The organism is uncultured Ilumatobacter sp., from assembly GCF_963980585.1.
Taxonomy (GTDB): Bacteria; Actinomycetota; Acidimicrobiia; order Acidimicrobiales; family Ilumatobacteraceae; genus Ilumatobacter_A.
The window spans coordinates 21,985-46,999 of record NZ_CAXCAM010000014.1 but is presented as its reverse complement, the minus strand read 5'-3'; the positions used below and the strand labels follow the sequence as shown (position 1 = coordinate 46,999).

At 64.5% G+C, this 25,015-nt stretch carries 23 protein-coding genes; 12 read left to right on the top strand and 11 right to left on the bottom strand.

Annotation, left to right across the window (positions count from 1 at the left end):
- Window positions 1-32 precede the first annotated feature (32 nt).
- The 3 genes from ACH2DW_RS06580 to ACH2DW_RS06570 are packed head-to-tail and all read left to right on the top strand — an operon-like array spanning window position 33 to window position 2,933.
- Window positions 33-1,292: an alpha/beta fold hydrolase gene (locus ACH2DW_RS06580; protein ID WP_394928929.1), complete on the top strand. Its 1,260-nt coding sequence runs from the start codon at window positions 33-35 to the stop codon at window positions 1,290-1,292.
- 28 nt (window positions 1,293-1,320) lie between these two features.
- Window positions 1,321-2,397: a flavin monoamine oxidase family protein gene (locus tag ACH2DW_RS06575; RefSeq protein WP_394928928.1), complete on the top strand. Its 1,077-nt coding sequence runs from the start codon at window positions 1,321-1,323 to the stop codon at window positions 2,395-2,397.
- Window positions 2,394-2,933, top strand: a complete 540-nt coding sequence (locus ACH2DW_RS06570) for a DinB family protein (RefSeq protein ID WP_394928927.1) — start codon at window positions 2,394-2,396, stop codon at window positions 2,931-2,933. The genes ACH2DW_RS06575 and ACH2DW_RS06570 overlap by 4 nt, the downstream gene beginning before the upstream one ends.
- 42 nt (window positions 2,934-2,975) lie before the next feature.
- Here the strand turns inward: ACH2DW_RS06570 and ACH2DW_RS06565 are convergent, their stop codons facing one another.
- Window positions 2,976-3,860: a YihY/virulence factor BrkB family protein gene (locus ACH2DW_RS06565; protein ID WP_394928926.1), complete on the bottom strand. Its 885-nt coding sequence runs from the start codon at window positions 3,858-3,860 to the stop codon at window positions 2,976-2,978.
- A 6-nt stretch (window positions 3,861-3,866) separates the two neighbouring features.
- The gene (gene ung, locus ACH2DW_RS06560) at window positions 3,867-4,565 is read right to left on the bottom strand and encodes a uracil-DNA glycosylase (protein WP_394928925.1); all 699 of its coding nucleotides are present in this window, start codon (window positions 4,563-4,565) and stop codon (window positions 3,867-3,869) included.
- Between the two features lie 20 nt (window positions 4,566-4,585).
- On the opposite strand from ung, the gene ACH2DW_RS06555 reads away from it, so the two are divergent.
- Entirely contained in the window at window positions 4,586-5,578 is a 993-nt protein-coding gene (locus tag ACH2DW_RS06555; RefSeq protein WP_394928924.1) for a 1-aminocyclopropane-1-carboxylate deaminase/D-cysteine desulfhydrase, read from the top strand.
- A gap of 64 nt (window positions 5,579-5,642) precedes the next feature.
- Here ACH2DW_RS06555 and ACH2DW_RS06550 read toward each other — a convergent pair whose 3' ends face one another.
- Window positions 5,643-7,538: a mycofactocin system FadH/OYE family oxidoreductase 1 gene (locus ACH2DW_RS06550; protein WP_394928923.1), complete on the bottom strand. Its 1,896-nt coding sequence runs from the start codon at window positions 7,536-7,538 to the stop codon at window positions 5,643-5,645.
- A gap of 6 nt (window positions 7,539-7,544) precedes the next feature.
- Complete coding sequence (locus tag ACH2DW_RS06545) at window positions 7,545-8,144, bottom strand: glycerol-3-phosphate acyltransferase (RefSeq protein ID WP_394928922.1); 600 nt, start codon at window positions 8,142-8,144, stop codon at window positions 7,545-7,547.
- 116 nt (window positions 8,145-8,260) lie between these two features.
- Here ACH2DW_RS06545 and ACH2DW_RS06540 point away from each other — a divergent pair, with 116 nt between their 5' ends.
- Together ACH2DW_RS06540 and ACH2DW_RS06535 are read left to right on the top strand one after the other, a co-directional pair.
- Window positions 8,261-10,204, top strand: a complete 1,944-nt coding sequence (locus tag ACH2DW_RS06540) for a HelD family protein (RefSeq protein ID WP_394928921.1) — start codon at window positions 8,261-8,263, stop codon at window positions 10,202-10,204.
- Between the two features lie 39 nt (window positions 10,205-10,243).
- On the top strand, window positions 10,244-10,867 hold the full coding sequence (locus ACH2DW_RS06535; RefSeq protein ID WP_394928920.1) for an MSMEG_1061 family FMN-dependent PPOX-type flavoprotein: 624 nt from the start codon (window positions 10,244-10,246) through the stop codon (window positions 10,865-10,867).
- Window positions 10,868-10,900: 33 nt separating this feature from the next.
- Here ACH2DW_RS06535 and mftC read toward each other — a convergent pair whose 3' ends face one another.
- The 3 genes from mftC to mftA are packed head-to-tail and all read right to left on the bottom strand — an operon-like array spanning window position 10,901 to window position 12,442.
- A complete protein-coding gene (gene mftC, locus ACH2DW_RS06530; RefSeq protein ID WP_394928919.1) occupies window positions 10,901-12,028 on the bottom strand; it encodes a mycofactocin radical SAM maturase in 1,128 nt (375 codons plus the stop codon).
- Entirely contained in the window at window positions 12,025-12,276 is a 252-nt protein-coding gene (mftB, locus tag ACH2DW_RS06525; RefSeq protein WP_394928918.1) for a mycofactocin biosynthesis chaperone MftB, read from the bottom strand. Before mftB ends, mftC begins: the two co-directional genes overlap by 4 nt.
- A 28-nt stretch (window positions 12,277-12,304) precedes the next feature.
- Window positions 12,305-12,442: a mycofactocin precursor MftA gene (gene mftA, locus ACH2DW_RS06520; RefSeq protein WP_394928917.1), complete on the bottom strand. Its 138-nt coding sequence runs from the start codon at window positions 12,440-12,442 to the stop codon at window positions 12,305-12,307.
- Window positions 12,443-12,536: 94 nt separating this feature from the next.
- On the opposite strand from mftA, the gene ACH2DW_RS06515 reads away from it, so the two are divergent.
- Window positions 12,537-13,265, top strand: coding sequence for an MOSC domain-containing protein (locus ACH2DW_RS06515; protein WP_394928916.1), 729 nt, complete (start codon window positions 12,537-12,539; stop codon window positions 13,263-13,265).
- Here the strand turns inward: ACH2DW_RS06515 and ACH2DW_RS06510 are convergent.
- Both ACH2DW_RS06510 and ACH2DW_RS06505 read right to left on the bottom strand, forming a co-directional pair.
- The gene (locus tag ACH2DW_RS06510) at window positions 13,262-14,878 is read right to left on the bottom strand and encodes a hypothetical protein (RefSeq protein ID WP_394928915.1); all 1,617 of its coding nucleotides are present in this window, start codon (window positions 14,876-14,878) and stop codon (window positions 13,262-13,264) included. The genes ACH2DW_RS06515 and ACH2DW_RS06510 overlap by 4 nt on opposite strands.
- The gene (locus ACH2DW_RS06505; RefSeq protein ID WP_394928914.1) at window positions 14,875-15,735 is read right to left on the bottom strand and encodes an ABC transporter ATP-binding protein; all 861 of its coding nucleotides are present in this window, start codon (window positions 15,733-15,735) and stop codon (window positions 14,875-14,877) included. The genes ACH2DW_RS06510 and ACH2DW_RS06505 overlap by 4 nt, the downstream gene beginning before the upstream one ends.
- Window positions 15,736-15,833: 98 nt before the next feature.
- On the opposite strand from ACH2DW_RS06505, the gene ACH2DW_RS06500 reads away from it, so the two are divergent.
- Window positions 15,834-18,833: a M16 family metallopeptidase gene (locus ACH2DW_RS06500; RefSeq protein ID WP_394928913.1), complete on the top strand. Its 3,000-nt coding sequence runs from the start codon at window positions 15,834-15,836 to the stop codon at window positions 18,831-18,833.
- 9 nt (window positions 18,834-18,842) lie between these two features.
- On the opposite strand, the gene ACH2DW_RS06495 is transcribed toward ACH2DW_RS06500, so the two are convergent.
- Window positions 18,843-19,421 carry a hypothetical protein gene (locus ACH2DW_RS06495; RefSeq protein ID WP_394928912.1) on the bottom strand — a complete coding sequence of 193 codons (579 nt, stop codon included), beginning with the start codon at window positions 19,419-19,421 and terminating at the stop codon, window positions 18,843-18,845.
- A 126-nt stretch (window positions 19,422-19,547) separates the two neighbouring features.
- Here ACH2DW_RS06495 and ACH2DW_RS06490 point away from each other — a divergent pair, with 126 nt between their 5' ends.
- The gene (locus ACH2DW_RS06490; RefSeq protein WP_394928911.1) at window positions 19,548-20,663 is read left to right on the top strand and encodes an NDMA-dependent alcohol dehydrogenase; all 1,116 of its coding nucleotides are present in this window, start codon (window positions 19,548-19,550) and stop codon (window positions 20,661-20,663) included.
- Between the two features lie 24 nt (window positions 20,664-20,687).
- On the opposite strand, the gene ACH2DW_RS06485 is transcribed toward ACH2DW_RS06490, so the two are convergent.
- Complete coding sequence (locus tag ACH2DW_RS06485; RefSeq protein ID WP_394928910.1) at window positions 20,688-21,812, bottom strand: trans-sulfuration enzyme family protein; 1,125 nt, start codon at window positions 21,810-21,812, stop codon at window positions 20,688-20,690.
- Between the two features lie 92 nt (window positions 21,813-21,904).
- On the opposite strand from ACH2DW_RS06485, the gene ACH2DW_RS06480 reads away from it, so the two are divergent.
- The 3 genes from ACH2DW_RS06480 to ACH2DW_RS06470 all read left to right on the top strand — a co-directional run bounded on the left by ACH2DW_RS06480 (window position 21,905) and on the right by ACH2DW_RS06470 (window position 24,994).
- Entirely contained in the window at window positions 21,905-23,068 is a 1,164-nt protein-coding gene (locus ACH2DW_RS06480; RefSeq protein ID WP_394928909.1) for an NDMA-dependent alcohol dehydrogenase, read from the top strand.
- The gene (locus tag ACH2DW_RS06475; protein ID WP_394928908.1) at window positions 23,061-24,029 is read left to right on the top strand and encodes an AAA family ATPase; all 969 of its coding nucleotides are present in this window, start codon (window positions 23,061-23,063) and stop codon (window positions 24,027-24,029) included. The genes ACH2DW_RS06480 and ACH2DW_RS06475 overlap by 8 nt, the downstream gene beginning before the upstream one ends.
- Window positions 24,030-24,190: 161 nt before the next feature.
- Window positions 24,191-24,994, top strand: a complete 804-nt coding sequence (locus tag ACH2DW_RS06470) for a VWA domain-containing protein (protein WP_394928907.1) — start codon at window positions 24,191-24,193, stop codon at window positions 24,992-24,994.
- The last annotated feature ends 21 nt before the right edge of the window (window positions 24,995-25,015 follow it).

The window sequence follows — 25,015 nt, the reverse complement described above, 5'->3', positions numbered from 1 at the left end:
CGCTCGGTGCGAGCGCCCGATACGTTCGAAACATGAGTGCACGCATCGAACGAATTACGTTCCCCGGCTCGCAGGGCGACGAACTCGCCGCTCGGCTTGACCTTCCAGCGGGGCCGCCGATTGCTTTTGCCTTGTTTGCGCACTGCTTCACATGTGGGAAAGACGTCAAGGCTGCGTCGCGAATCGCGACGGCGCTGACCGACTCAGGGTTTGGTGTCCTGCGCTTCGACTTCACCGGCCTCGGCAAGAGTGACGGCGAGTTCGCCAACACGAACTTCACGTCGAACACCGACGATGTTCTGGCTGCCGCGGAGTGGCTCCGCAACGCGCACCAAGCCCCACAGCTCTTGATTGGGCACTCGCTCGGCGGTGCTGCGGTCTTGGCAATCGCCGATGCCATCGATGAAGTCCGCGCTGTTGCGACGATTGGCGCACCGGCGGACCCGGAACACGTCACCGGCGTCTTTGCCGACGCTGTCGACGAGATCGCCGCGACGGGCGAGGCCAACGTGCAACTTGCAGGACGCACATTCACCATCCGACAGCAGTTCCTCGACGATCTCCGCAATCATGTCGTGACGGACCGAGTCGCCGAGTCGAGGAAGGCCAACCTCATCCTGCACTCTCCGGTCGACAACACCGTTGGCATCGAGAATGCGGGTGACATTTTCGATGCGGCCAGGCACCCGAAAAGTTTCGTGTCGCTCGACGGTGCTGATCACCTCCTCACCGATCCGATTGACGCTGCGTTCGCTGCATCGATGATTGCGGGCTTCGCAAAGCGATACGTCGACGATCAGAGCGGCGCCTTGGCTGCGCCAGTTGCATCGGCTCCGGTCGTCGTGGCCGAAACGGCGCAAGGTCCATTCCTCAACCACGTTGTCGTCGGGCAACACCGACTCCTCGCGGACGAGCCGACCTCGATCGGCGGCTTCGATGCGGGCCCAGCGCCCTACGACTTCCTGGGCGCTGCGCTCGGTGCGTGCACGTCGATGACGCTGCGGATGTACGCCGACCGCAAGAAGCTGCCGCTTGATCGGGTGACCGTCGAGGTGAGTCATGGAAAGGTGCATGCCGACGACTGCGCCGAATGCGCTGACAACGACAACGTGTTCGCTGAGATCGCGACCGGCCGGGCCACGATGATCGACCGCTTCGAGCGCGTGATCACCATCGAGGGTGATGACCTCACCGCCGAGGACAAGCAGAAGCTGCTCGCCATTGCCGACAAGTGCCCGGTTCATCGGACCCTTGAGAGCGCGAGCGCGATTGCCACCCGCCTGGCGGACTAAATCCGTGACCGGGCGGGTTGTTCCCTGCGTGAAGGCTCCCGACGTCGATGTGGCGATCATCGGCGCAGGTATCTCGGGTCTGGCAACTGCCCGACATCTCGATGCGGCAGGTCTGTCGGTCGCGGTCCTCGAAGCTCGCAACCGAGTGGGAGGTCGTCTCGACTCAGTCGATGGGCTCGACCTTGGCGCAACATGGTTTTGGCCGAACGAGCCGCGCGTTCAGCGGTTGATCGCCGAGCTCGGCGTGCCGGTATATGAGCAACACCTTGCGGGGGATGCGACGTATCACGACCCGAGCGGGGTGCAGCGCTTGCACGGCAATCCGATTGACGTGCCCTCCGGCCGATTCGTCCGCGGCGCCGATTCGCTGACCCGGGCCGTGGTCGCTGAACTCCCTGCCGGCACCGTTCGTCTGTCGACCGAAGCCACGACGATCTCGTTCCAGCGTGCTGGCCTGGTCGACGTCGTGACAACATCTGGCGACGTATCCGCCCGGCACGTCGTGCTGGCGCTTCCGCCGGCCCTCGCCATGGAACGGCTCACGTTCGACCCGGACCTTCCCGCCGGGCTCGTGAGTCTTGCCCGACGCACGCCGGTGTGGATGGGAGGGATCACGAAGGTCGTGGCTCGGTACCCCGATGCGTTCTGGAGGCGCGCTGGGCTGTCGGGATCAGCCATCAGCCATGTGGGTCCGATACGCGAAGTCCACGACATGAGCGGCGTCGATGGCGTGCCCGGCGCGCTGTTCGGGTTCGTTCCGGCTGGTCGCGTCGGTGAACCAACGGTCACTCGGTCGGCCGTCCTCGAACAGCTCGTCACCATGTTCGGTTCCAACGCTGCTGACGTCGATGCCCTGCACATTCGGGATTGGCGCGCTGAACGCGACACATCACCAACCGATGTCGAACGACTCACGACCTACGAGCACTTCGGCGACCCTCGGTACTGCCAGCCCGCAGCCGATGGGCGGCTGCACTGGGCCTCGACGGAGACGGCTCCAGAATTTCCTGGCCACATTGAAGGCGCGCTGGTCGCTGCCGAACGCGCCGCTCAAACGATCACCGCCGACATTTTCATGGCGCCAACGACGGAGACTGCCTCATGACCACCTCTCGCTTCTCGATTGCTGAGCTGCTCGTTGAACACGATCGTGCGGTTGCCTACACCGACGAACTTTGGGCGGACCTCACGCAGGACGAAGTGCATTGGCGTCCCTCTCCGAACTCGAGTGCGATCGGTTGGCATCTCGGCCACCAAGCAGCGGTGTCGCATTACATGGTGCGCAACCTCACTGCAGCCGAGCCACCGATCGACGATGCGCTCGACCGCCTGATGGACAGCGCAACCCCCGAGCCCGATCGCGGCGACTTGCCCGACCTGGCCCGCCTCCGCGGCTACCGCAACACTGCTGCTGAACGACTCCACCTCCGCATCGGCAACATCGCGAGCGGTGACGTTGGGGCCCCGCAGCAACTTGAATTCATTGCCGTCGGGCTCCTGCTGGCAGTGACCAACCACGAGTACCAGCACAGCCAATGGATCGGCGAAGTGCGCTCCAGGGACCTGGGCCACCCCCTCCCGAGCCGGCCGACGTCGGATCTTCTCACTGAGATCGACGGCTACCTCGTCGTTGGTGCCTGAGTTGCGTCAGTCACTGACGTCGAGGCCAGACCCCGACGTCACTCAGGCTCGGATCGGAAGGTCAAACTCGGGACCCATTGTGGGGTAGGGCCCTGCGTTGCGGCGGCGAACGATCGCAGCGTTCAGCTCTGCGGCCATCAGCGTCCCGATGGCGACGAAGCCGAGCCACGTGATCAAGCCGAGCACGATGGCGAACGTGCCATAGGTGTCGCTGGCGTTCTTTGTGATCGTCTCGACCAACCGTGGCCCGAAGTAGTGGAGCACGCTGAAGATAATGCCGGCCATGATCGCGCCTGGCCACACGTCGCCAAAGCTGGGGCTGGCGCTGGTCAGGAATCGATACATGGACGCGATCACCACAATGTTGACGACCACGGTTCCGAGGGCCACCAGGAGTTGGCTGATGCCGGGGAGATTCGCTGCGTTGACGATCGCCGTGATCGTGATGCTGCCGACTTGAGCGGTACCGAGGATGAGGAGTCCGACGATGGCGCGCCCGCGTTGCTCTGGCATGCCGTGCCGGTCATCGACTGGAACCTCCCAGGTGTCGTCGAGTGCGCCTTGGAGTCCGACAAACGCCTTCGTCGACGACCACAGGGCGCCGGCGATGCCGACGACGACGACCCAGAGCGAACCATTGATCGAATCGGGGTCGGACTTGAGATCGGCGCCGATGACCGGGATCTCGTCAGCAGCGCTGTCGATGATCCGGTTACGGAGCTCGTCATTGTCTTCAAGCACGAGTCCCAGAATGCTGGTTGCCGCCAGCATGAGCGGGAAGATCGAGAGGAACGTGAAGAAGGCCAACAGAGATGCGTTGCGCCCCGAGAGATGACGGCGCCACCCGTCGAGCATCTCGACGATGATGTCGATCGTGTGGTTCCTCGCGCGGGCCTTCATCACCCGCGTGCTGGTCTGCCATCCCATGATGGGTCAGTCTGCCTGTTCCGGCACCTGATCAGCCAAGTCGTCGACTCGCCAATCGATCGGCTCGCGGTCCGCAGCGATCAATGCAGCGTTGGCCCGGCTGAACGGCTTGCTGCCGAAGAAGCCGTTGCGTGCGCTGAACGGTGAGGGGTGTGGCGATTCGATCACGGTGTGCCGTTGCACGTCGATGAGGTCGGCCTTGCGTCGTGCCGCATTGCCCCACAGCATGAACACCACGGGCTCCGTCTTGTTGTTGACCGTCTGGATGACCTGATCGGTGAACTCCTCCCAGCCGTGCTTCTGATGCGATGCGGCCTGGCCGGCGCGAACGGTCAGCGTGGTGTTGAGGAGCAGCACTCCCTGTCGTGCCCAACGTTCGAGGTTGCCGTGATCGGCGATGGGGATGCCGAGATCATCGTGGAGTTCTGTATAGATGTTCCGCAACGACGGTGGAATGCGCACGTCTCGGCGGACCGAGAAGGCGAGGCCGTGCGCCTGGCCGGCGCCGTGGTAGGGGTCTTGGCCCAACACCATCACCTTGGTGTCGCTGTGCTGCGTCAGGCGCAGTGCGGCGAACACCTCGTCGTGAGGCGGGTACACCGAGTGCTCAGCGCGTTCTTCAGCGATGAACGCCTGCAGGTCGACCCAGTAGGGCTTCGAGAATTCATCACGTAGTAGCGGGTTCCAGTCCGTGGTCATTGACATGTGTGCCTAGCATGCCAGTCATGTTCGAGCACCTCGACAGAGCCTCCCTTGCGACGACTCCGACCGCGCTCGAGCGGGGCCCGATCGTCGGTGGCGGCGCTCGACTCTGGGTGAAAAGGGATGATCTGACTGGCCTGGGTGGGGGTGGCAACAAGGCTCGCAAGCTCGAATTCCTGTGTGGTGATGCCCAGCGTGTCGGCGCCCGAGCGCTGGTGACCGTCGGCGCTGCCCAGTCGAATCACTGTCGAATGACCGCTGCAGCTGGGGCCCGACTCGGCATGGAAGTCCACCTGATTCTGGCGGGTGATGAACCTGAGACGGCGACCGGTAATCAGCTGTTGTCGTCGCTGTTCGGGGCACAGCTGCACTTCACCGGCGCCGCCGAGAGTCACTGGGGCGAACTGGAAATTGCGCGCGAGGCGCTGACCAACCAGCTCGCGGACGGGGGGCTCGAGCCGTACTCGATTCCGATCGGCGGCAGCACTGCCATTGGTGCGCTCGGGTACGCGGCCGGTTTCGTTGAACTGGTCGATCAGTGCGCTGACCGACTCATGATGCCCTCCACGGTGGTGTTCACCTCCTCCAGCGGTGGCACGCATGCAGGCATGCTTGCCGGACGGGCCGCGCTCATTGCCGCTGGTCGGGTCGTGCCCGACGTCATCGGTATCGGCGTGGCCAAGGGAGTGAACATTGGCAGGCCCGACGTGGCAGAGCTGGCCAATGAGACGCTGGACCTGATGCAGTTGCCCGATGTCCGGGTCGATCCGGCCGATGTCGAAGTCGACATCCGATGGATTGGCGACGACTACGCCGTGCCGGCCGAGGCGGGCGATGAGGCGATCCGTTGGGCGGCAACGAACGGCGGATGGCTGCTCGACCGGACCTACTCGGGCAAGGGTCTGTCCGGTGCGCTCGGCCTGGCGGACGAGGGACGCTTTGGCAACAGCGATGTGGTCTTTGTCCACACCGGTGGCTGGCCGGCGCTCTTTGCCGCCGACGGCGTTCCCGCCTGAGACGTCGTCTGCGTCCGGATTTCTGCGGACCGGTCCGCAGAAATCCGGACGCAAACGGGCGTTGTTAGATCGAGTGGGCGACGCGGCGGGCTTCGAGGATCGCTTCGTGCACGGTTCGTGGCGCCACCGCGTCGCCGGCGCGCAGCGCCACCCCATCGATCGGGTCGGTCGGGAGCCGAAATCCGCAATCGACAACGGCTGCGCAGGCGATCGTGCGACGCTCACCGTTGAAACGATCTTCGAGTACTGCGCCCTCGGCCGTGATCGCACGAACGATGGAACGTCGCTCGATAGTGACGCCCTGCTGAGCGAGGCGTGAGTTGGCGGGGGCCAGGTCGCCGGTGCGAGACAATTCGTTGCCGGCAATGTTGTCCTGGGTCACCAGCACCGCGCGGTCCCCAAGTTCCTCGGCAAGCGAGACGGCAATCGGTCCGCCGATCAAGTCGAGCAGCACGATGATTCCCTCTGGCAGTTCAGCGCCACGCCGGACGTCAAGGACGTCAAGGAGTGGCACGGCATCGTCGGCGACCGAATAGTCACGCCGTCCGGGCTGGCCTCCGGTGCACTGCACCCACACCGCGTTGGGGTCGTCGTCCAAGCTCATCACGCCCGTGTGGATCGGCGTGCCGAGTCGCTCGTGCTCACGTCGATACCACTCGATCAGTTCGCCGTGAGGACCAGCGACTGCGGCGGCCCCACCAAGAGCGTCGGAGCGTTCGATGAGCTGGACTCGGTGTCCACGCAACAGTGCAACACGAGCCGCTTCGAGGCCGGCCGGCCCTGCGCCGATGACGTTGACGGTCTGCGGCGACGATGTCGGTTCGTACCAGTCAGGGTCTTCGGTCTCGCGGCCGCTTGTCGGTTCACCGACGCAGGTGACGATCGGATTTCGTGCGTCGCGCACTTGGCAGGTTTGGTTGCAGCGAGTGCACGGCCGGACCTGGTCGCCCGCGTCGTGGCGCAACTTCGTGACGAGGTCGGGGTCAGCGATCTGTGCCCGCGTCATCTCGATGCCATCGGCGAGCGCATCGTCGTCGTAGCCGCCCAGCGCCCATTCGGCCTGGCCGAACTCGACGATCGACCCTTGGAGAAAGACGGGGATTTCGTGCCCCGCAGCACGGAGCGCAGCGCGTACCGCACGGCACACCTCGATGTTGAATCCGGTGCCCTCATGGAAATCGGGTCGCGTCTTCTCGACCGAATAGATTGAGCCACGTGTGACGACGAGGTAGTCGAGGCCGGCGGCGGCCAGTTCGACCGCGATGGCCGGAGCCATCTCAGGGGTGATGCCGGCCCACGGGGCGAGCTCATCGCAAGAGAGCCGCAGTCCGAGGACGCATCCTTCGCTGAGGCCGCCTGCCCGGATGGCTTCGATCACTCGGCGCGCAAAGTGCAGTTTGTCCGTCCCCCACTCATCGTCGCGATGGTTGGTCAGCCCAGACATGAACTGGCGAACGAGACTGTGCTGACCGGCATTGATCTCGACGCCGTCCATTCCCGCAGCACAGGCGCGAGCCGAACCGGCCACGAAACCGGCGATGACTGCGTCTATGTCATCGGCCTCCATCCACTTCGGCACCTCGCGGGCGTTCACCTCGGGGACACGCGACGGCGCCCAGAGGGGCGCCTGGCTGTATGCCGAGGATCCTTGCCCGCCCGCGTGGTCAAGGGAGGCAACGGCCAGCGCGCCGTGAGCCTGCACGGCGGCGGCAATTGCTGACCACCCGTCCGTGCACTCTGCGGCCAGGGGTGCGCGCTCGTACGGCCAGTCGCTCGGGTGGACCGAGGCGCCTTCGACGACCACGATGCCGGCGCCGCCGCTGGCGCGCCGCTCGTAGTACGCGGTGTGCCGACGGGTCAGGCTGCGGTCGTCCGCGCCGAGATTGGTGACGTGGGGACCGAACATCACTCGGCTGGGAGCCGTGCGATCGCCGATGTGGAGCGGTGAGAGCAGTTGCATCACGTGCTAAGTGTCGCGGAGCGAGGGTTCTTCGCGCCGAATTAGCCGGCCGAAGTTTCGCCAGTGTTTGACAAGGATGAGCGCCGACAATCCGGCCGTCGCAACGAACTCCCAGGCCGGCCGTCCGAGCAATGCGAGCCCGAGGGGAACCAGAGCAACGGTCACAATCGACCCGACGGCGGCTTTGCCGGTGACTTTGCTGATGGTCCACCACACCACCGGAATGGCGAGGCCGAGCACCGGCTGTAACACCATGATCACGCCGGACCCGCACGCCACACCTTTGCCGCCTTTGAAGTGGCGGAAGACCGGAAACATGTGGCCGAGAATCGCCGCTGCGGCACAGGCGTAGGCAAGCGGGCGACCCGTGCCAGCCCAGTCGAACCCCATGCCAAGCCCGAGACCAGTGGCGATTGCAGCCTTGAGCGCGTCGAGGATGTAGACCCAGATGCCTTTCCTCCAACCGAGGGCGCGAGTGACATTCGACGCTCCCGGGTTGCCCGAGCCGAAGGAAGAGATCTCGATGCCGTTGGCGCGCGCAATGAGGATCGCGCTGGGGAACGTGCCCAGCACGTACGACACGATGATGAGCAGTACCGCCAACACAGTGCGGGATCTTTGCACGTCCGCCGTCGGATCCCGCGACCCGGCTCACACCTCACTGTCGACCGCCGAAGGGTGGGAGGGTGCCGATGATGGGATCGGGTAGCGTCGCTTGCCCTGTGGACGCCGAACTGTTTCCCGATCTCGCCGCGGAGCAGGCCCACCTCGCCTTCTCGCGACAGTCGCGGAGTCGGATGGTTGAGCGGCTTTCCGCAGTCGATCCTGAGAGCGCGGCTGATGAGATCACGAAGGAATACATCGAAGTCACCGTCGCCGATGCCATTGAGGATCTTGGTGGGCCCGGTGCTGGCGACTTCTTCGGAAGAATCGACTGTGGGGACGATCGCGGCGGTGTCGACCGGTGGTACGTCGGCCGACGGCACATCGAGGACGACAACCATGACCCCGTGGTCGTCGATTGGCGTGCCCCGATTGCCGCGCCGTTTTACCGCGCGACTGCGGTCGACGCGCTCGGTGTTGATTTTCGGCGTCGGTTCACGCTGGACGACGGCGAACTCATCGCGTATCTCGACGAACAACTCGATGACCCTGACGGGAGCGACGTCGCCGGTGGCATCCCTGACCCGGTACTCGCTGAGATCGGTGCCGAGCGCAGTGGTGAGATGCGCGAAATCGTCGCCACGATTCAGGGCGAACAGGACGTCGTTATCCGCTCCGACATTGATCAGGTCCTCATCGTGCAGGGCGGGCCAGGAACCGGCAAGACCGCTGTCGCACTGCACCGTGCCGCCTATCTCATGTTCGAACATCGCGGTCGTCTCGCACGCGACGGGGTGCTCGTTGTCGGCCCGAACCGGGCGTTCCTCGATTACATCGGCAACGTGTTGCCGTCACTCGGCGAGCGCAGCGTTCGTCAATCGACAATCGACGATCTCTGTATCCCGCGTGTCGAGGTCACCCTGGTCGACGACGTCGAGTCAGCACGTTGGAAGGGTTCCGCCGACCGGCTGGGCGACCTAGAAACGGCTGCGCTCGCCGCGATTCAGCCACCGCCCGACGACGTTGCCGTGCCGATCGGTGCACGCAATCACATCTTCACCGTCGATGAGATCTCAACCTGGCTCGAGACTGCGAAGGGCGGGACGAGTCCCATCAACGAGCGGCGTGTTCGTGTCACGGCTCTGGCGAAACGAGCGCTCCTGCAACGAACCGGAGAGGACGCAGCGTGGTCGAGCGCGGGCCCGCTGAAGACGGCCATCAACAAGGCGTGGCCAACGCAGAAGCCGACCAAACTCGTCGACAACATGGTGGCCGGCCCGAAAGGAAAGAAGCGCGCTTGGACGAGCGCCGACCAACTACTCATCGACGAAGCGAACTCGCTCCTGAACGGGTCGCCCTTCACCTATGGGCACGTGATTGTCGACGAGGCTCAGGATCACTCCGCTGTGGCGTTGCGCGTGATCGGTCGTCGCAGCCCGTCGACCTCGATGACGCTCGTCGGCGACGTTGCTCAATCGACGACGCCTGCGGGCCAGGAACAATGGTCCGAGGTCTTCGCCCACCTTGGTCCGGCCGGAACCAATGGCACGATTGCCGATCTCACCATCGGCTACCGCGTGCCTGAACCGATCCTCACGGTGGCGAATCGTCTCCTGCCACTCACCGCTGTTGACGCCACCGAGAGTAGGAGCGTGCGCCTCGCCGGGGCAGCGCCGAGTTGGCACCGCAGCGCCTCGACGGAGTTACCGGCTGCGACCGCCGCAGCCGTTGTGGCGATGAAGTCACGCCACAGGAACACCGGTGTTGTCGCCCCCCTCGAACTGCACGATGCCATTGCGACTGCACTTGCCCAACATGATCTGAGCGCGACCGATCACGTGCATGAGTTGGACCGCAGCCAGATTCCGATCTTCGGCCCGGAAGCTGTGAAAGGCCTCGAATTCGATGGGGTGATCGTCGTCAACCCGCACGCCATCCTGCACGAGGGTGGCAGCACTCCCACGCCGCGCGGCGCCCGCCTGCTGTACGTCGCGATGACCCGGGCAGTGCAGCAGGTCGAGTTCGTCACCGACGATGCCCCGCCGGCGGTCATCGCTCCCTGACGCCCCTCGGAGGGCCAGCCGCTGTGAGAAGCTCAGCAGATGGAGATCATGAACCGCATCAACGACATCGATGGATTGCGCGAGATGTATCGCGAGCCGAGCGCCGTTGCTGCGAACAAAGTGTTTGACACGATCGACGAGTCGTCCGCAGCGTTCGTCGACCGCTGCCCATTCGTGGTCATCTCGACCACTGACGGCGCGGGATCCATTGATACGTCACCGCGCGGTGGTCCGCCCGGCTTCGTCCAACGACTTGACGACCGCCACGTCGCGATTCCTGACCTGAACGGCAACAATCGGCTCGACAGCCTCGAAAACATCGTGAGACATCCGTACGTGGGACTGCTGTTGGTGATGCCGGGCAAGGACGAGACACTCCGCATCAAAGGTCCAGCGATGCTCACGACTGACTCGTCCGTGCTGGACAGCTTCACGACCGAACTGCGTCGGCCCAAGCTTGCAATCGTCGTTGAGGTGGCGGAACTCTACGTGCACTGCGCCAAGGCCTTCCGTCGTGGCGAAGTGTGGAACGTCGAGTCGTGGGTCGGACATGCCGCAACGCCTGATCTCGCCGAAATTGCGAGCACCCAGTTGGGCCTGGAGGGCGACCGGATGCGCACCACACTCGAAAAGTCGTATCAACACGACCTCACGTTGGACTGACGAGACGACTTGGTGCCTGGCACCAAGTCGTCGTTAGCGGCGGCCGATCGTGACCGCGACGCGTGATGGCTTGGAGTGATCCATCATCGGTTTCGGAGCTTGAATTGACGACGCCGCGAGCAGCGCAGCTTCACCGTGGCCGCTCACGCACTCAGGGTCAGGGCCATCGAGCGGGATGCCAGTGAAGAACTTGGCGGCCATGCAACCGCCCTGGCAGGCGTCGTAGCTGCCGCATGAGGCACAAGCACCAGCAGATTGCGGCTCGCGCAGCTCTGTGAACAGGTCACTCTGCTTCCACACGTGGCTGAATCCGCCCTCGTCGCGCACTGACCCGGCCTTGAACTCGTCGTGGATGACGAAGGGGCATGCGTACACGTCGCCGATCGGGTCGATGAGACACACCACGCGGCCTGCGCCACACATGTTGAGGCCGGGCAGGGGCTCTTCGCCGAGCGCGTTCAGGTGGAAGAACGAATCGCCGGTGAGTACGTTCTCGCCGTTCAGGATGAGCCAGTCGTAGATCTGTCGCTGCTGTGCCTGTGTCGGATGCAGGTCATGCCAGCTGTCGGCACCGCGGCCTGACGGACGCAGGCGGGTGATGCGGAGCTGTGCGCCGTACTCGTCGGCCAGCGCCTTGAACTCGTCCAGCTGATCGACGTTGTGGCGTGTGACGACGACGGAAATCTTGAATTCGCCGAACCCGGCGTCTTGCAAGTGCTGCATCGCTGCGATCGCTGTGTCGTACGAGCCCTCGCCGCGGACCGCATCGTTCGTGACTGCGTCGGTGCCATCGAGACTGATCTGGATGTCGAGATAGTCCATCTCGGTGAGGCGCTTGGCTTTGGTTGCGTCGATGAACGCACCGTTCGTGGAGAACTTCACACCGATGCCGCGGCCGATCGAATACTCCAGCAGCTCGAAGAAGTCGCGCCGGATCATCGGCTCGCCGCCGCCGATATTGATGTAGAAGACCTGGAGGTCGTGCAGCTCGTCGAGTACCGCCTTGGCCTCGTCGGTCGTGAGCTCCCGCGGGTCGCGTTGCCCTGACGACGACAGGCAGTGCACGCATTCGAGGTTGCACGCGTACGTGAGTTCCCAGGTCAGGCAAATGGGGGCATCAAGGCCGCCCTTGAGCTGTTCAACGAGTTGGGTCTTGCTCATTGGAGCATCTCCGATGTCTGCAGGTTGGTGAGTGCCTGTTCGAACGACGGCCAACGGGCCTCGTCGATGTGGCAGGCGGCAAGGGTCTCGGCAACCGTTGCGGTGCCATCGAGGGACTCGACGACGCGGACCACGTCGGGGTGCTTCAGGAAGATCAGCTTGCGGTTTCCGTAGTGGTACGCCAGCGCGCCGAAAGGTTCGGGGCGCAGCGCGACCTGTGGATGCAGGGTCAGCGTGGCGTCGAGCATGAAATTCTGACTGAGATGCTTCGTGGGCTCAGTAGACGCCGCACATGCCGTCGATGGAGATCTCCTCGACGAGCAGCTCTTCGTTCAGCTCAACGGCGGAATTGGTCGGCGCGGCGCCAGCCTCGTCGACGTCGGCCTGGCTGATCGTGTCGGTGGGTTCGCTCATCGAAGGAGTTTACCCAACCCGGTCTGATGCGGCCAGACGCAGTCGCATTCTCCACCGACAGAATGGGACCGGACGTTCGCCTACCTTGGAGTGGATGCAGGTCACTCAGCTCTGGCGTTATCCGGTGAAGTCGATTGGAGGCGAGCAGCTCGAATCAGCGTCCATCGACGAGCTGGGCATCGTTGGTGATCGAGGTTGGGGTGTCTTCGACGTTGCCACGGGAACGGTCCTCACGGCTCGCCGCTCGCCTCAACTGCTCTTTGCGTCGGCGCGCATCGAAGACGGCGAGCTGATGCTCACGCTGCCTGAGACCGGTGATGTCGACGAGCGCTCTGCCAGCGCCGCGCTCTCGCGTTGGCTCGGTCAGGAAGTTCAACTCCGCAAGGCGGGTGACGAAGGAGGCACCTATGAGGCGCCGATCGACTTCGAGAACGACGCGAACTGGGTGTCGTGGACCGGTCCGGAAGGCGCATGGCACGACTCAAAGTGGAGCCGACTGTCTCTGGTCTCGACCGGATCGCTCGGCGACTGGGACATCCGCCGCTTTCGGACCAACATCGTCGTGGATGGATCCGGCGAAGACGACTTCGTCGGGGACCACATTCGTCTCGGTGGCGACGACGGCGCCGAGTTGGCGGTGTGCAAGCAGATCGATCGCTGTGTCATGGTCACCCGTCCGCAGCCCGGTCTCGATCGCGACATCGAGCTACTCAAGCAGATCAACGCTGAGCGTGACACCTTTCTTTCGATCGGCGCGATCGTCGCTCGTCCAGGCGAGGTGCGCGTCGGCGACAGCGTCGAGCACCTCTCGGTAGACCACTAACTGGTCGGGATCACCGCGGCGTAGATCTCGGGCTCGCTGCGACGCCAGTGGCGTGTGGCGTACCGAATGCCGAGTTCGAGAACGCCCGCACCGGCAGCGACGGTGGCGCCGGCAAAGGCGGTCACCCAGAAGAGCGAACCGAAGCTGACAGCCCAGAACAAGCCGAGCGCAACGGGCAGCGTCACGACGGCGAGCGACATGACGACCGCAGCAAGGATCAGGCCGGCAAGACACCCTTTGCCGGAGTCGCCGCCGGCCAGCGGGTTGTCGCCCTCCGGGATGGCGATCGGGACGATTGTCGACTGCACCATCGCGCCGCCCGTTCCTGCGAGCAGTCCGCCGGCGCCGACGAGGAAGCCCGCCGGCAGATATCGCCACTCGCCGCTCACCGAGGCGGCGAGCAGTGGGCCGACAACGACCAAGGGGGAAGTGACAACGAGGACCGAACGTGCCTTGGCGCGCACGAACAGCACCGGGTCGACACCGCACAGCAGTTCGTTGCTCAGAGCGGGGCCGTCGGAGCCAAAGGAGTTGCCGGCGATGAACAACACGGCCAGCTGCACGGCACCACCGACGAGCACGGCGCCCGCGCCGACCTCGTCGCGCAGGAGTGCCGGCACGAGGACGATGGCCAAACCGACGCCAGCCCCGGTGAAGGTTTCGAGCGCTGTGCGGGGCGTGCGTAACCGGGTGAGCACGCTGCGCCATGCCAACGCGCCCATCGCTCCGCGCCCGCAGGCCCAGCGGGCCAGAGATCGAATCGGTTGACGTCGAGCCGCCCCTTTCGATGATCGGTCAGCACCTGTGGCATCGGGACGCTGCACCGCGACGATCAGTGCCCGCGTCGTCCACACGAACAGTGCGCCGAGCGCAGGAAGCCAGAGCGCCCCAAGCACAAGGTGCCCGACTGCCGCGAGTGGGTGTTGATCGGCGTTCTCGATGGCCCGGCCGAGCTGACCAGGCGGCGTGTACTGCAGCACCGACGCGATGCGTTGTTGTTCGTTGCCGTCCAAACCGGTGGCCAGGCGAGGTACGAACTGAAATCCGCCGTAGATGACGAGGCTCATGATGCCCACCACGATCTGACCTGCGCGCGGGAAACGCGTCGCGAACAGGCCAAGGGCGTTGATCGTCGATCTCGAGGCCAGCAACAAGGTGGCTGCGAAGGCGATGGAAGCGAGGGCGACAACGGGCACCGAGGAGATGCCGCGGACGCCGCCAACAAACATTCCGAACGCGACGAGGCCACCCGAGAGGCCGGGTGGGCCGGAGGCTGAACCGACGAGGAGGCCGGTTGCAAGCTGTCTGTCGGACAATGGTTCGGTCGCAAGCACACGCGGATCGATCGGTTGGCTGATGCCCGCGACCACGCCGAGCGCAACGACCGCGAGGGTGATCCCGGTTGCAGCGATCACGAACAGTGCGGTGCCGTCTTCAGCGAGCTGACCCGCGACGGCGAGTCCCACAGCACCCGTCACGCCCAGGAACACCGAGGCCAGCAACCCGATCAGCACGGTCCACCGTTGGGCCCCGGGTGTGCGCAGTGAGCCGCGCAGCATGCGCCAGCGCAGACGGGCAAAGAGCCGCCCGAGTTGCGCGGACCCGATCTTCAACGGTCGAGCCAGTCAAGGGCGCTGTCGTCGATGTCTGTGGCGCCCACGACGTCGATGAATGCGTCCTCGAGCCGCCGGCCATCGCGGAGTTCGTCGATCGGGCCAGATGCCACGAGCTGGCCGCGGTTGATGACGCCGACGTGGTCGCACACTCGCTCGACGATGTCCATCACGTGCGTGGAGAGCACCACGGTTCCGCCGCCGGATCGGAAGCGGTCGAGCATGCGCCGCATGGCGCGAGTCGACACCGGATCGACACCCTCGAACGGCTCGTCGAGCATCACCAGTTGTGGGCGGGGAAGCATGGCCACCGCCAACGCTGTCTTCTTCCGCATGCCGTGGCTGTAGCCGGCAATCGGTCGACGTGCATCTTCGCTGAGATCGAGCACGTCGAACAGCTCGGTCGCTCGATCGCGAACAGTGGCAGTGTCAAGACCGCGCAGCACGCCGATGGTGTCGACGAACTCCCACGCGGTCAGCCGGTCGAACAGCTGGAGCGGATCGAGCATGACCCCCATGGCGCGTCGAGTCGCCATTACGTCGTGCGCGACATCGATCCCGCACACCTCGATGGAACCGGCGTCGGGTCGAACCAAGCCGACAACGGTGCGCATGGTGGTCGACTTCCCGCTGCCGTTCGGGCCGACCAATCCGTAGCAGGCGCCCTGCGGCACGGCGAACGAGAGGTTGTTGATCGCCAGCTTGGTGCCGAACGACTTGGTCAATCCGGTGACCCGAAGTGGAGATGAGAGCACGCTGGGTGCGGTCGATGTTGGCGCGGGGAGATCAGCGCGAGCCGAGGTGGCGGGTGCCAGCAAGTTGTTCGTCGGCGCCGGTTCAGGGGGCGGCAAATCCACGAGACGTAGTCTGCCGCGGGTTTCAGTCTCCCGCTCGTCGTGCGTGGCGCTGGTGTCGTTTGACCGAAGACAGAGAGGCGGGATCTAGCCTCCGCATCATGTTCGGCGCTCGCTCTGGTCCATCCTGTCGTCGTTCCGTTGCACGATCGACCGCCTTCGGAGTGGCGACGTGTCTGCTCGTCGCGGCGTGCACCTCATCGTCGGGCGTCACCCAAGAGTCGAGCAACTCGACGCCGTCGATCGATGAACCGGAGACCACCGAACCTCCGGACAGCACCACAACCCCAGGTGGCACACCAACGGTCAACGACGGCTCATCCACGCCGATCGTGGCACCTGACCCCGATGGGCTCCCTGCGCTCGCTGACATCGACCCGGCGATCACGCTGGGCACGCTCGACAACGGACTGCGGTACCTGATCCGCCGGAACGACAATCCTGGTGCCCGCGTCGAAATGCGGCTGAGCATCGACGCGGGCTCAGCACTCCAAGAGTCTGATCAGGGCGGCGGCGCTCACTTCCTTGAACACATGCTGTTCAACGGCACCGAGCAGTTTCCGGAGAACGAACTCATCGCCGTCCTGCGTAGCTTCGGCGCCAGCTTTGGTGCGGACATCAACGCATACACGAGCTACGACGAAACCGTGTACCAGTTGACGATGCCGACGGCGGATCCGTCGACCGTCAGCACGGGTCTCGACGTGCTGCAGCAATGGCTGTCGGCAGCGACGATCGATCCTGACCAGGTCCTGGCCGAGCGCGGTGTCGTACTCGACGAATGGCGCGGCTCGGCGCAGAGCGTCAACGGTCGAGTCTTCGACGAGATCCAGCGGTTCTTTCTCGATGGGTCGCCCTATGAGGACCGCAAGCCGATCGGTACTGACGACGAGATCAGTTCGACCACGGACGGTCCGCTGCGGGCCTTTTACGACGATTGGTACCGACCGGACAATGCAGCCGTCGTGGTCGTCGGTGACATCGATGTTGCTGACATCGAACGCCAGATTGTCGAACGATTTCAGCCAGCGGATGCGCGAGGTGATTCGCCCGAGCGCGTCGACCTGGTCGTCGAACCTGCGACCGACGCGCGGGCGGTGGTGTTCGACGATCCGGACGTCTCAGAGGGCTTTGCGTTCGTGACACTCCCGCTCGCGCGCGACCTGTCCGGCTCCCGCGAGGCGGTCGTACAACGCGACATCTACCAGGAACTCGCCTTCGAGATCATCGGCACACGCCTGGCGAATGATGCCCTGCGCGGTGAGGCGCCGTTCGACGATGCCGCGGTCGATGGCAGTGGGTTCGTCCGCCTGCTCGATGCTCCCGAGATCTTCGTCTCCGCTGACGGAGCGGACCTCGAAGCTTCGACACAGGCGGTGCTCGACGAGTACGAGCGAGTGCTGCGCTATGGCTTCACCCAGGACGAGGTCGACCGTTCCGTCGCTGCTCGCCGCAGCGCCGCACAAGTCGACTTCGATGGCCGCGACTCGCGCCAGGACGCCTCATACGCCGATGAGTACGTCCGCCACGTCCTCGAGGGAGAGTCGTTGCCGACCGCTCAGCGCTGGTTCGACTACGTGACCGCCGTGCTCGACCGCGCCACTCCCGAGACGCTCGCATACATGTTCGTGACCCGCTACGAGGCTGCGGGGCCACACATCTTCGTCACGGCGCCTGCCGATGAGATCGGCGACGTACCCGCGGCTGACGTGTTCGTCACCCAGGCTGAAAACGCGTCATCGCGTCAGGTCGAGCCGCGACCCGATGCTGCTGCGATCGGCGACTCTCTCCTCACGCCACCAGCGCCGGTCGATGAGATCGGTGTGACACAGCTCGCCGATGGCACGGTCATCAGCTTCTTCGAACCGGCGCTGCTCACCTTCCCGAACGGTGTCAGCGTCGCGTTCAACAACACCCCGATCACTGACGGCGTGGTCATGTTCGAAGGCCGGAGCCCCGGAGGGTCGACGGTGCTTGACGACACAGATGTCGCGGCCGCAGCGGTTGCCGAGAACGTCGTCGAGAACAGCGGGGTCGGGTCGTTCGACCCGGTCGCAATCGATGCGTTCCTGGCGGACAAAGAAGTGGTCCTCGACGCGACAATCGATGTCTTCACCGAGGGCTTGAACGGGTCCGCTGCGACGACCGACATGGAGACACTGTTCCAGTTGATCCACCTGGTGATGACCGAACCGCGCGTCGATCCCGTGGCCCTTGAGCAGTACATCGACAACGAACTGCCGCTTGCCGAGGATCCCTCGATCAATCCGAACTACGCGCGCTTCAAGTTGCTGACCGAGACGCGCTACACCGATCCGCGATACCAGCTCCTCAGCGTCGACGATCTCGAATCGGTCGAGCCGGCGCAGGTCGAAGCGGTGTTTCGCGACCGGTTTGGCGACGCGTCGGACTGGGCATTCTCCTTCAACGGGGACTTCGACATCTCTGAAGCAGCCGAGTTGACACGCGTCTACCTCGGCACGCTGCCGGCGACGGGTCGCGTCGAGTCCGTCGATTTCGCCGAACCGCTGCCGCCCGCCGGAGCCATTGTCGACACGACACAGGCCGGCGAAGGCGATCAGGCAAGCGTCACGTTCCTCTTTACCGGGGACGGCACTATCGAGCGCCGAGACGACGTCGTCGCCAGACTGCTGCAGCAAGTGATCACCGCCCGCCTCACCGACGTGATTCGCGAGGAACTGGGCGAGTCGTACTCACCCTTCGCGGCAATCGAACTGACGGGCGGGGCCACTCCGTTGGCCGAGACATTCCTGTCCGTCTCCACTGGCCCCGACCGCGTCCAAGACGTGTCGATCGCGGTGTTGGAGCAGGTGGCCGACCTGCGCGCCAACGGCGTCACCGATGTTGAGTACGCGGCCGCGATCAGCACGGTCGGCAACGAGCTGGAACTGTTCAGCAACGAGCAACTCAACGACGAGATTCTCAATGTGCTGACCGACCCTGCGGGCAACCCGAGTCTGGCCGACTTTGAGAATCAAGCCGAGCTGATCAACAGCATCAGCCAAGGCGACCTGGACGACTCGATCGATCGTTGGCTGCCCGTAGCTGACTACATCGAGATTTGGGTGCTGCCACGCTGAGCAGTGCTGTTAGATCTGGCGGCCGCCGTGGTTTGCGTTCACCGTGCGTTGGCTGACCTCGACGAGTTCGCCGCCACGGACCGCGTAGCTCACGACGTGTTCGACTGAGTGCTGCCCCTGCCTGGCGCGGCCGGCAACGACATCGAGTTCAAGACCGTTGACCAATGGGAGCAGCGCAATGGCGCGAAACCCCTCGTCGGTGCCGGGCGACGACCGTTTGTCTTCGCGCAGCAGCATTCCGCTGTCCCAGACCCAGCAGTCGTCGACACTGACGAATCGACATCGGTGACTCGCCCGTGATTTGGAAACCATGCCGCCTGGACAGATGATGAGGTTGCCCTCGACCCAGGGAAGCACACCGAGACCGTCGCGTCCGAAGCCGATCTCGAACGCTGCGTTGATGATTGCGTCATGGTCGCCGTCGGCGATGGCCCGTTCGGTCTGGAGCTGCCGGATGAGGTCAGCGACGTGATGGAGGTCGTCGTCGCTGAGCTCGCGCACGAGCCCGGCGATCGCTTCGCGCTGCATCGCTTCCATGTCGAGATCGCCGAAGCCTGCGGCGTTGTCGGAGCAATCGGATTCGTCCATTGAAGTCAGTGTGTCAGCTCACTGTCACCGAGTTGTCTGGGGCACGGATCCTCGGTGCGTACGGCCGCGGTTGTACGTGCAGTGCCCGGTGGCACACGGCGGGGGAGGATGGCCTACGATCGCGCCATGCAGACCAAAGCCGCCATTCTCTGGGAAGTCAACAAGCCGTGGGCCGTCGAGGACATTGAACTCGATGATCCGAAGGAAGGTGAGGTGATGGTCAAGCTGGCCGCCTCTGGCCTCTGTCACTCTGACGAACACCTCGTCACCGGCGATCTACCGTTCGAGCTGCCGATCATCGGTGGCCACGAGGGCGCCGGCGTCGTCACCAAGGTTGGCCCGGGAGTCAGCTGGCTCGAAGAAGGCGACCACGTCGTGTTCGGCTTCATCCCATCTTGCGGCCGCTGCCCGAGCTGTTCGACCGGTCACCAAAACCTCTGTGACCTGGGCGCGATCATGGCTGCCGGTCTCCAGGCATCCGACATGACCTCGCGTCACCATGCCGCGAATGGTGAGGACCTGAAGCTGATGTGCATGCTCGGCACATTCGCCCACGACACCGTGGTCAACGAGGCGAGCTGTATCAAGATCGAGAAGGACGTGCCGCTCAGCCGTGCTTGCCTGCTCGGTTGCGGCGTGGTCACTGGCTGGGGCTCGTCGGTCTATGCCGCCGAGGTGCAGCCGGGTGACGTGGTCGCCGTCGTCGGAGTCGGTGGCATCGGCGCCAACGCGATTCAGGGCGCCAAGCTCGCCGGCGCCAAGCAGATCTGGGCGATTGACCCGGTCGAGTCCAAGCGTGAGAAGGCAATGGAATTCGGCGCCACCCACACGGCGGCCTCGATGGAAGAAGCCGTCGAGCCGATCGGTGCAGCGTCCTGGGGCACCATGGCCAACAAGGTCGTCATGACCATGGGTGTCGGTTCGGGCGAGTTGCTCGCCTCGGCGCTGGCACTCACTGCCAAGCGTGGCCGCGTCGTCGTCACCAACATCCACCCTGCCATGGAGATGTCGGCAAACGTCAGCCTGCTCGACCTCACACTCATGGAGAAGCAGGTCGTCGGTTCGATCTTCGGTTCGGGTAACCCCCGAGCCGACATTCCGAAGCTGCTCGGTCTCTACCGTGAAGGCCAGCTCGACCTCGATGGCCTCGTCACGAAGGAGTACACGCTCGACGGTGTGAACGACGGCTACGACGACATGCGCTCGGGCAAGAACATCCGCGGCGTGATGGTGTACAGCTGACGATTCTGTCTCTGCCGGTTGTCGTCAGGTGGGGCGGAGGGCGTGGTTGAAGTCGGCCCAGAGGTCGTCGACGTCTTCACACCCCACACTGAGGCGAATCAACGTCGGCGGGATGCGTTCCTGACCGGGGATCGCGGCTCGACGCTCCATGGTCGTCTCGACACCGCCGAGTGATGTCGCGTGATTGATCAGTTCGGCGCGGGCGCAGACCTCGGTCGCTCGGTCGCCTGACCCGGTGGTCTCGAACGACATCATGGCGCCGAAGCCGGACATGAACGTCGCAGCGACGGCGTGCGTGCTGTGGCTCGGGAGGCCCGGATACAGCACCCGGGTGATCTCGGGGTGCTGTTCGAGCCGCTGGGCCAACTCCATTGCGTTGGCTTGGGCGCGCTCCACGCGAAGGCTCATCGTTCGCGCACCTCGAATCGTCAGGAATGCCTCCATCGCGCCGATCGTCGCACCGTGGAGGAGTCGGCGGTGATGGAACTCGTCGTGGAGTTCGGCTGAGCGCGTGATCAACACGCCTGCCAGCAGGTCTGAGTGTCCGCCGATGAACTTCGTGGCCGAGTGCATGACCACGTCGGCGCCGAGGTCGAGCGGTCGTTGATTCAGCGGCGTCGCAAACGTGCTGTCGACAGCGACTAGCGTCATGTCGCCCCGCGGAGCACCGCAGATCACGGGGAGGTCGGCGACTGTCATCAGCGGGTTCTCCGGGGTCTCCAGCCAGACGAGATCGCACTCTCGCATCGCATCGAGCCAGGCGGGAGTGTCCGCCTGGTCGAGACGGCGCACCGTCCATCGACCTTGGGCTTCGCCTTCGGCGACGATGCCTGCGACGCCGTGGTAGGGGTCCTCGGGGACAGCGATCGTTGCACCGACGTGAAGTCGCTGGAAGATGACGGCCGCTGCTGCCATCCCAGATGCGAAGGCCAACGCGCGGCCATCTTCCAGACCGCCGAGCAGGTCTTCGAGTGCGTCGGTGGTCGGGGTCCCATCGGATCGGCTGTACAGGCGATCGTCGGGCAGGTAGAAGTTTGAGGCAAACACGGGTGGAACGTTCAACGGCTCGCCGGGGGTGCGGTCTCGCCCTCCTGCGATCAGCCACGTGTCGGTAGTCCAGTCGGGGGTCCCAGTCGTCGATTCGCGCACGGGGGCAGAGTACCTGCGCTCGAATCGTCCGTCGCCCCGAGTCTGCACTGACCGGTGCGAGCGGGAACAGAAGTGAGCAGTAGTTTGCGGTCATGTTGAGCCGCGCAGCGTTGTTGTATGACCAAGGTCAGGCCTGGGTTGTCGAACAGATCGAAGTCGACCCGCCGAAGGCGAACGAAGTACTTGTGCAGTGGAAGGCCGCTGGTCTGTGCCACAGCGACGAGCACATCGTCACCGGTGACATGGTGCCGCCACGCGAGGCGTGGGACGCGATGGGTATCACCGACCTGTTCCCGATGATCGGTGGTCACGAAGGCGCGGGTGTCATCGTCGAGGTCGGGCCCGGCGTGAGGAGCGTCGAGGTCGGCGATCACGTCTCGGCCTCGTTCGTTCCGTCGTGCGGACGCTGCCGTTACTGCTCGACCGGTCGCCAGAATCTGTGCGACTCAAGCGGGGGGACCTTTCTCAAAGGAATGATCACCGACGGCACGAGCCGCCATCGGCTGGTCAGTGGTCCGAAGGCCGGAACCGAGCTGAACCTGTTCGCCAAGCTGGGCACGTTCTCGGAGTACACCTGTGTTGCTGCCGACTCGGTGATCAAGGTGGAAAAGGACCTACCCCTCGAAGCCGTCGCACTCGTGTCGTGCGGTGTCGCCACTGGCTGGGGCTCGGCGACCAATCGTGCCAACGTCGAACCTGGCGACACGGTCGTGGTGGTCGGCATCGGAGGTATCGGGATGAACGCCGTACAGGGAGCGGCGATGGCGGGCGCGCGGCACGTCATTGCGGTCGACCCGATCGAGTTCAAGCGGGAGAAGGCGATGGAGTTCGGTGCGACGCACACGTTCTCGTCGATGGAAGAAGCCTTCCCGCAGGTCAACGAACTGTCGTGGGGGATGATGGCCGACAAGGTGATCATGACGCCCGGCGTGCTGTACGGCGAGATGATGGAGCTCGGGACCAAGTTGGCCGGCAAGGGCGGAACGATCGTCGTGACCGGCATTGCGCCGATGGACCATGGCACATCATCGGTCAACCTGTTCGAGTTGGCGATGTGGAACAAGGAGATCAAGGGGACGATCTTCGGGTCGCTGAATCCCCGTGCGGATATCCCGAAGCTGCTTGGGATGTACCGCGAAGGACAGCTCAAGCTCGATGAGCTGATCACCAAGACGTATGCCCTCGACGAGATCAACGAGGGCTACCGGGCAATGCGCGACGGCGAGAACATTCGCGGAGTGGTCACCTATGTCTGACACTGCTGCATCTGCTGACCTGCGTGCCCTGCTCGACCGGCTGAGAGCCGGTGTGGTCGGCCGCGTCCGCGAAATCGAGCTCGTGATCGCCGCGATCGACGCCAACCGCCACATTCTGATCGAGGGCCCGCCCGGCACCGGCAAATCGACCCTGCTCCGCGGTGTCGCTCGCGAGATGGACATTGGTTTCGAGTTTGTTGAGGGCAATGCCGAACTCACGCCGGCGCGCCTCGTTGGTCACTTCGACCCGGCCCGCGTGCTGAGCGAGGGATATGACCCGGACGTCTTCGTTGCCGGTCCACTTGCCGCTGCGTTGCAGGACGGGTCGTTGCTGTACATCGAGGAACTCAACCGGGTCCCTGAAGAGACGCTCAACGTGCTGATTACCGTGATGAGTGAGCGTGAACTCAACGTGCCTCGACTCGGACGGATTGAGGCAGCGCCTGGCTTCAGGCTGGTGTCGGCGATGAACCCCTTCGACGCGGTCGGCACGGCGCGCATCTCGAGTGCGGTGTACGACCGGGTGTGTCGAATTTCGGTCGACTATCAGTCGCTGGAGGACGAGGCGATGATCGTCCGCAAGGAGACGGTCACCGCCACGCCTGGGCAGTTGAACGACGTCGATGCGGCGTGGCGGGACGGCGTGGTCGCGTTGGTTCGTTCAACGCGCGAGCATCCTGACCTGCGGATCGGCTCGTCGGTACGTGGAGCCATCGACATGGTCATGGTGGCGAATTCGCTGTCGGCAATTCGCGATGCCGAGCCGCACACGCCGAGCGTGTCGCTCGACGCGGCTCTTGTGGCACTGTCAGGGCGGGTGCGGTTGCGGGAGGGCACCAGCCGAACCGCCGAAGATGTCATCCGTGAACTCTGGGAGGCCGTGTTCGGCCGGTCGACGTCCGACGGAGGTGACGGCGAGGGAAAAGCTGGCGCCCCGACTGGGGGCACGACCTCCAGCTGAAGTCGCCGCCGCCCGGCGTCAAGGAAGGCGACGAGGCTGACGAGGCTGTCAGCGACGCGCGGAAGAAGTCCACGTCGCGCCGAGAGCTCGAACGCAACGATCGGTTCGAGGAGATCTCGCCCGAGGTCGGCGAACTTGATGAGCAAGCAATCGAGCGGGCCATGGAAGACGACCCCGACGAGACGATGGCGTTGCTGGCCGACTTGACGGGGGCCACCGATCAGGTGCTGCGCGACCTCGCTCGTCGGCTGGCGGGCAGGCTGTTTCTCGATCTCGCCAAACGTGGCCCGACTCGCCCGCGTGGCGTCGGCCGATTGGAGACGCAGCGCTATCGGCCCGACGGCGGCGATATTGATCTTGATGCCAGCATCGATGCGCTGGTGTCGGCGCGCAGCGAGCAGCGAGCCGTCGACCCAGAGGAGCTGCGGGTTCGAGCCTGGACGACGCCAGACACGGCGATCTGCTTGCTCGTCGATCGGAGCGGCTCGATGGGTGGCGAACCGCTGGCGACCTCAGCGGTTGCAGCGGCATCGATTGCTTGGCGTTCCCCGAACGACTACTCGGTGCTCTCGTTCGGCAAGGAGGTCGTTGCCGCCAAGTCGCAGGATGCCCACAAGTCGAACGAGGGCGTGGTCGATGCGGTGCTGGCGCTCCGCGGTTTCGGCACCACGGACGTGGCAGGTGCGCTCGCTGCTGCTTGCGAGCAGCTTGGCCGGTCGCGGGCAGCGCGGAAGATCACGATTCTGCTGTCGGATTGTCGAGCGACTGCCCATGGATCGGGCGATGCCGAGTCGGCGATCGGCGTGGCGGTTGCCGCACGGCAGGTCGAGGAGCTGCTGATTATCGCGCCTGCCGACGACGACGAGGCGGCTCGGGAGCTCGCGGCGGCGACGGGCAGCCGGATCACCACGGTGACGGGTCCATCAGACGCCGCTGCTGCCTTGGCGCGGGTCCTCGACACCTGATGTTCAGCTTGGGTCGACGAC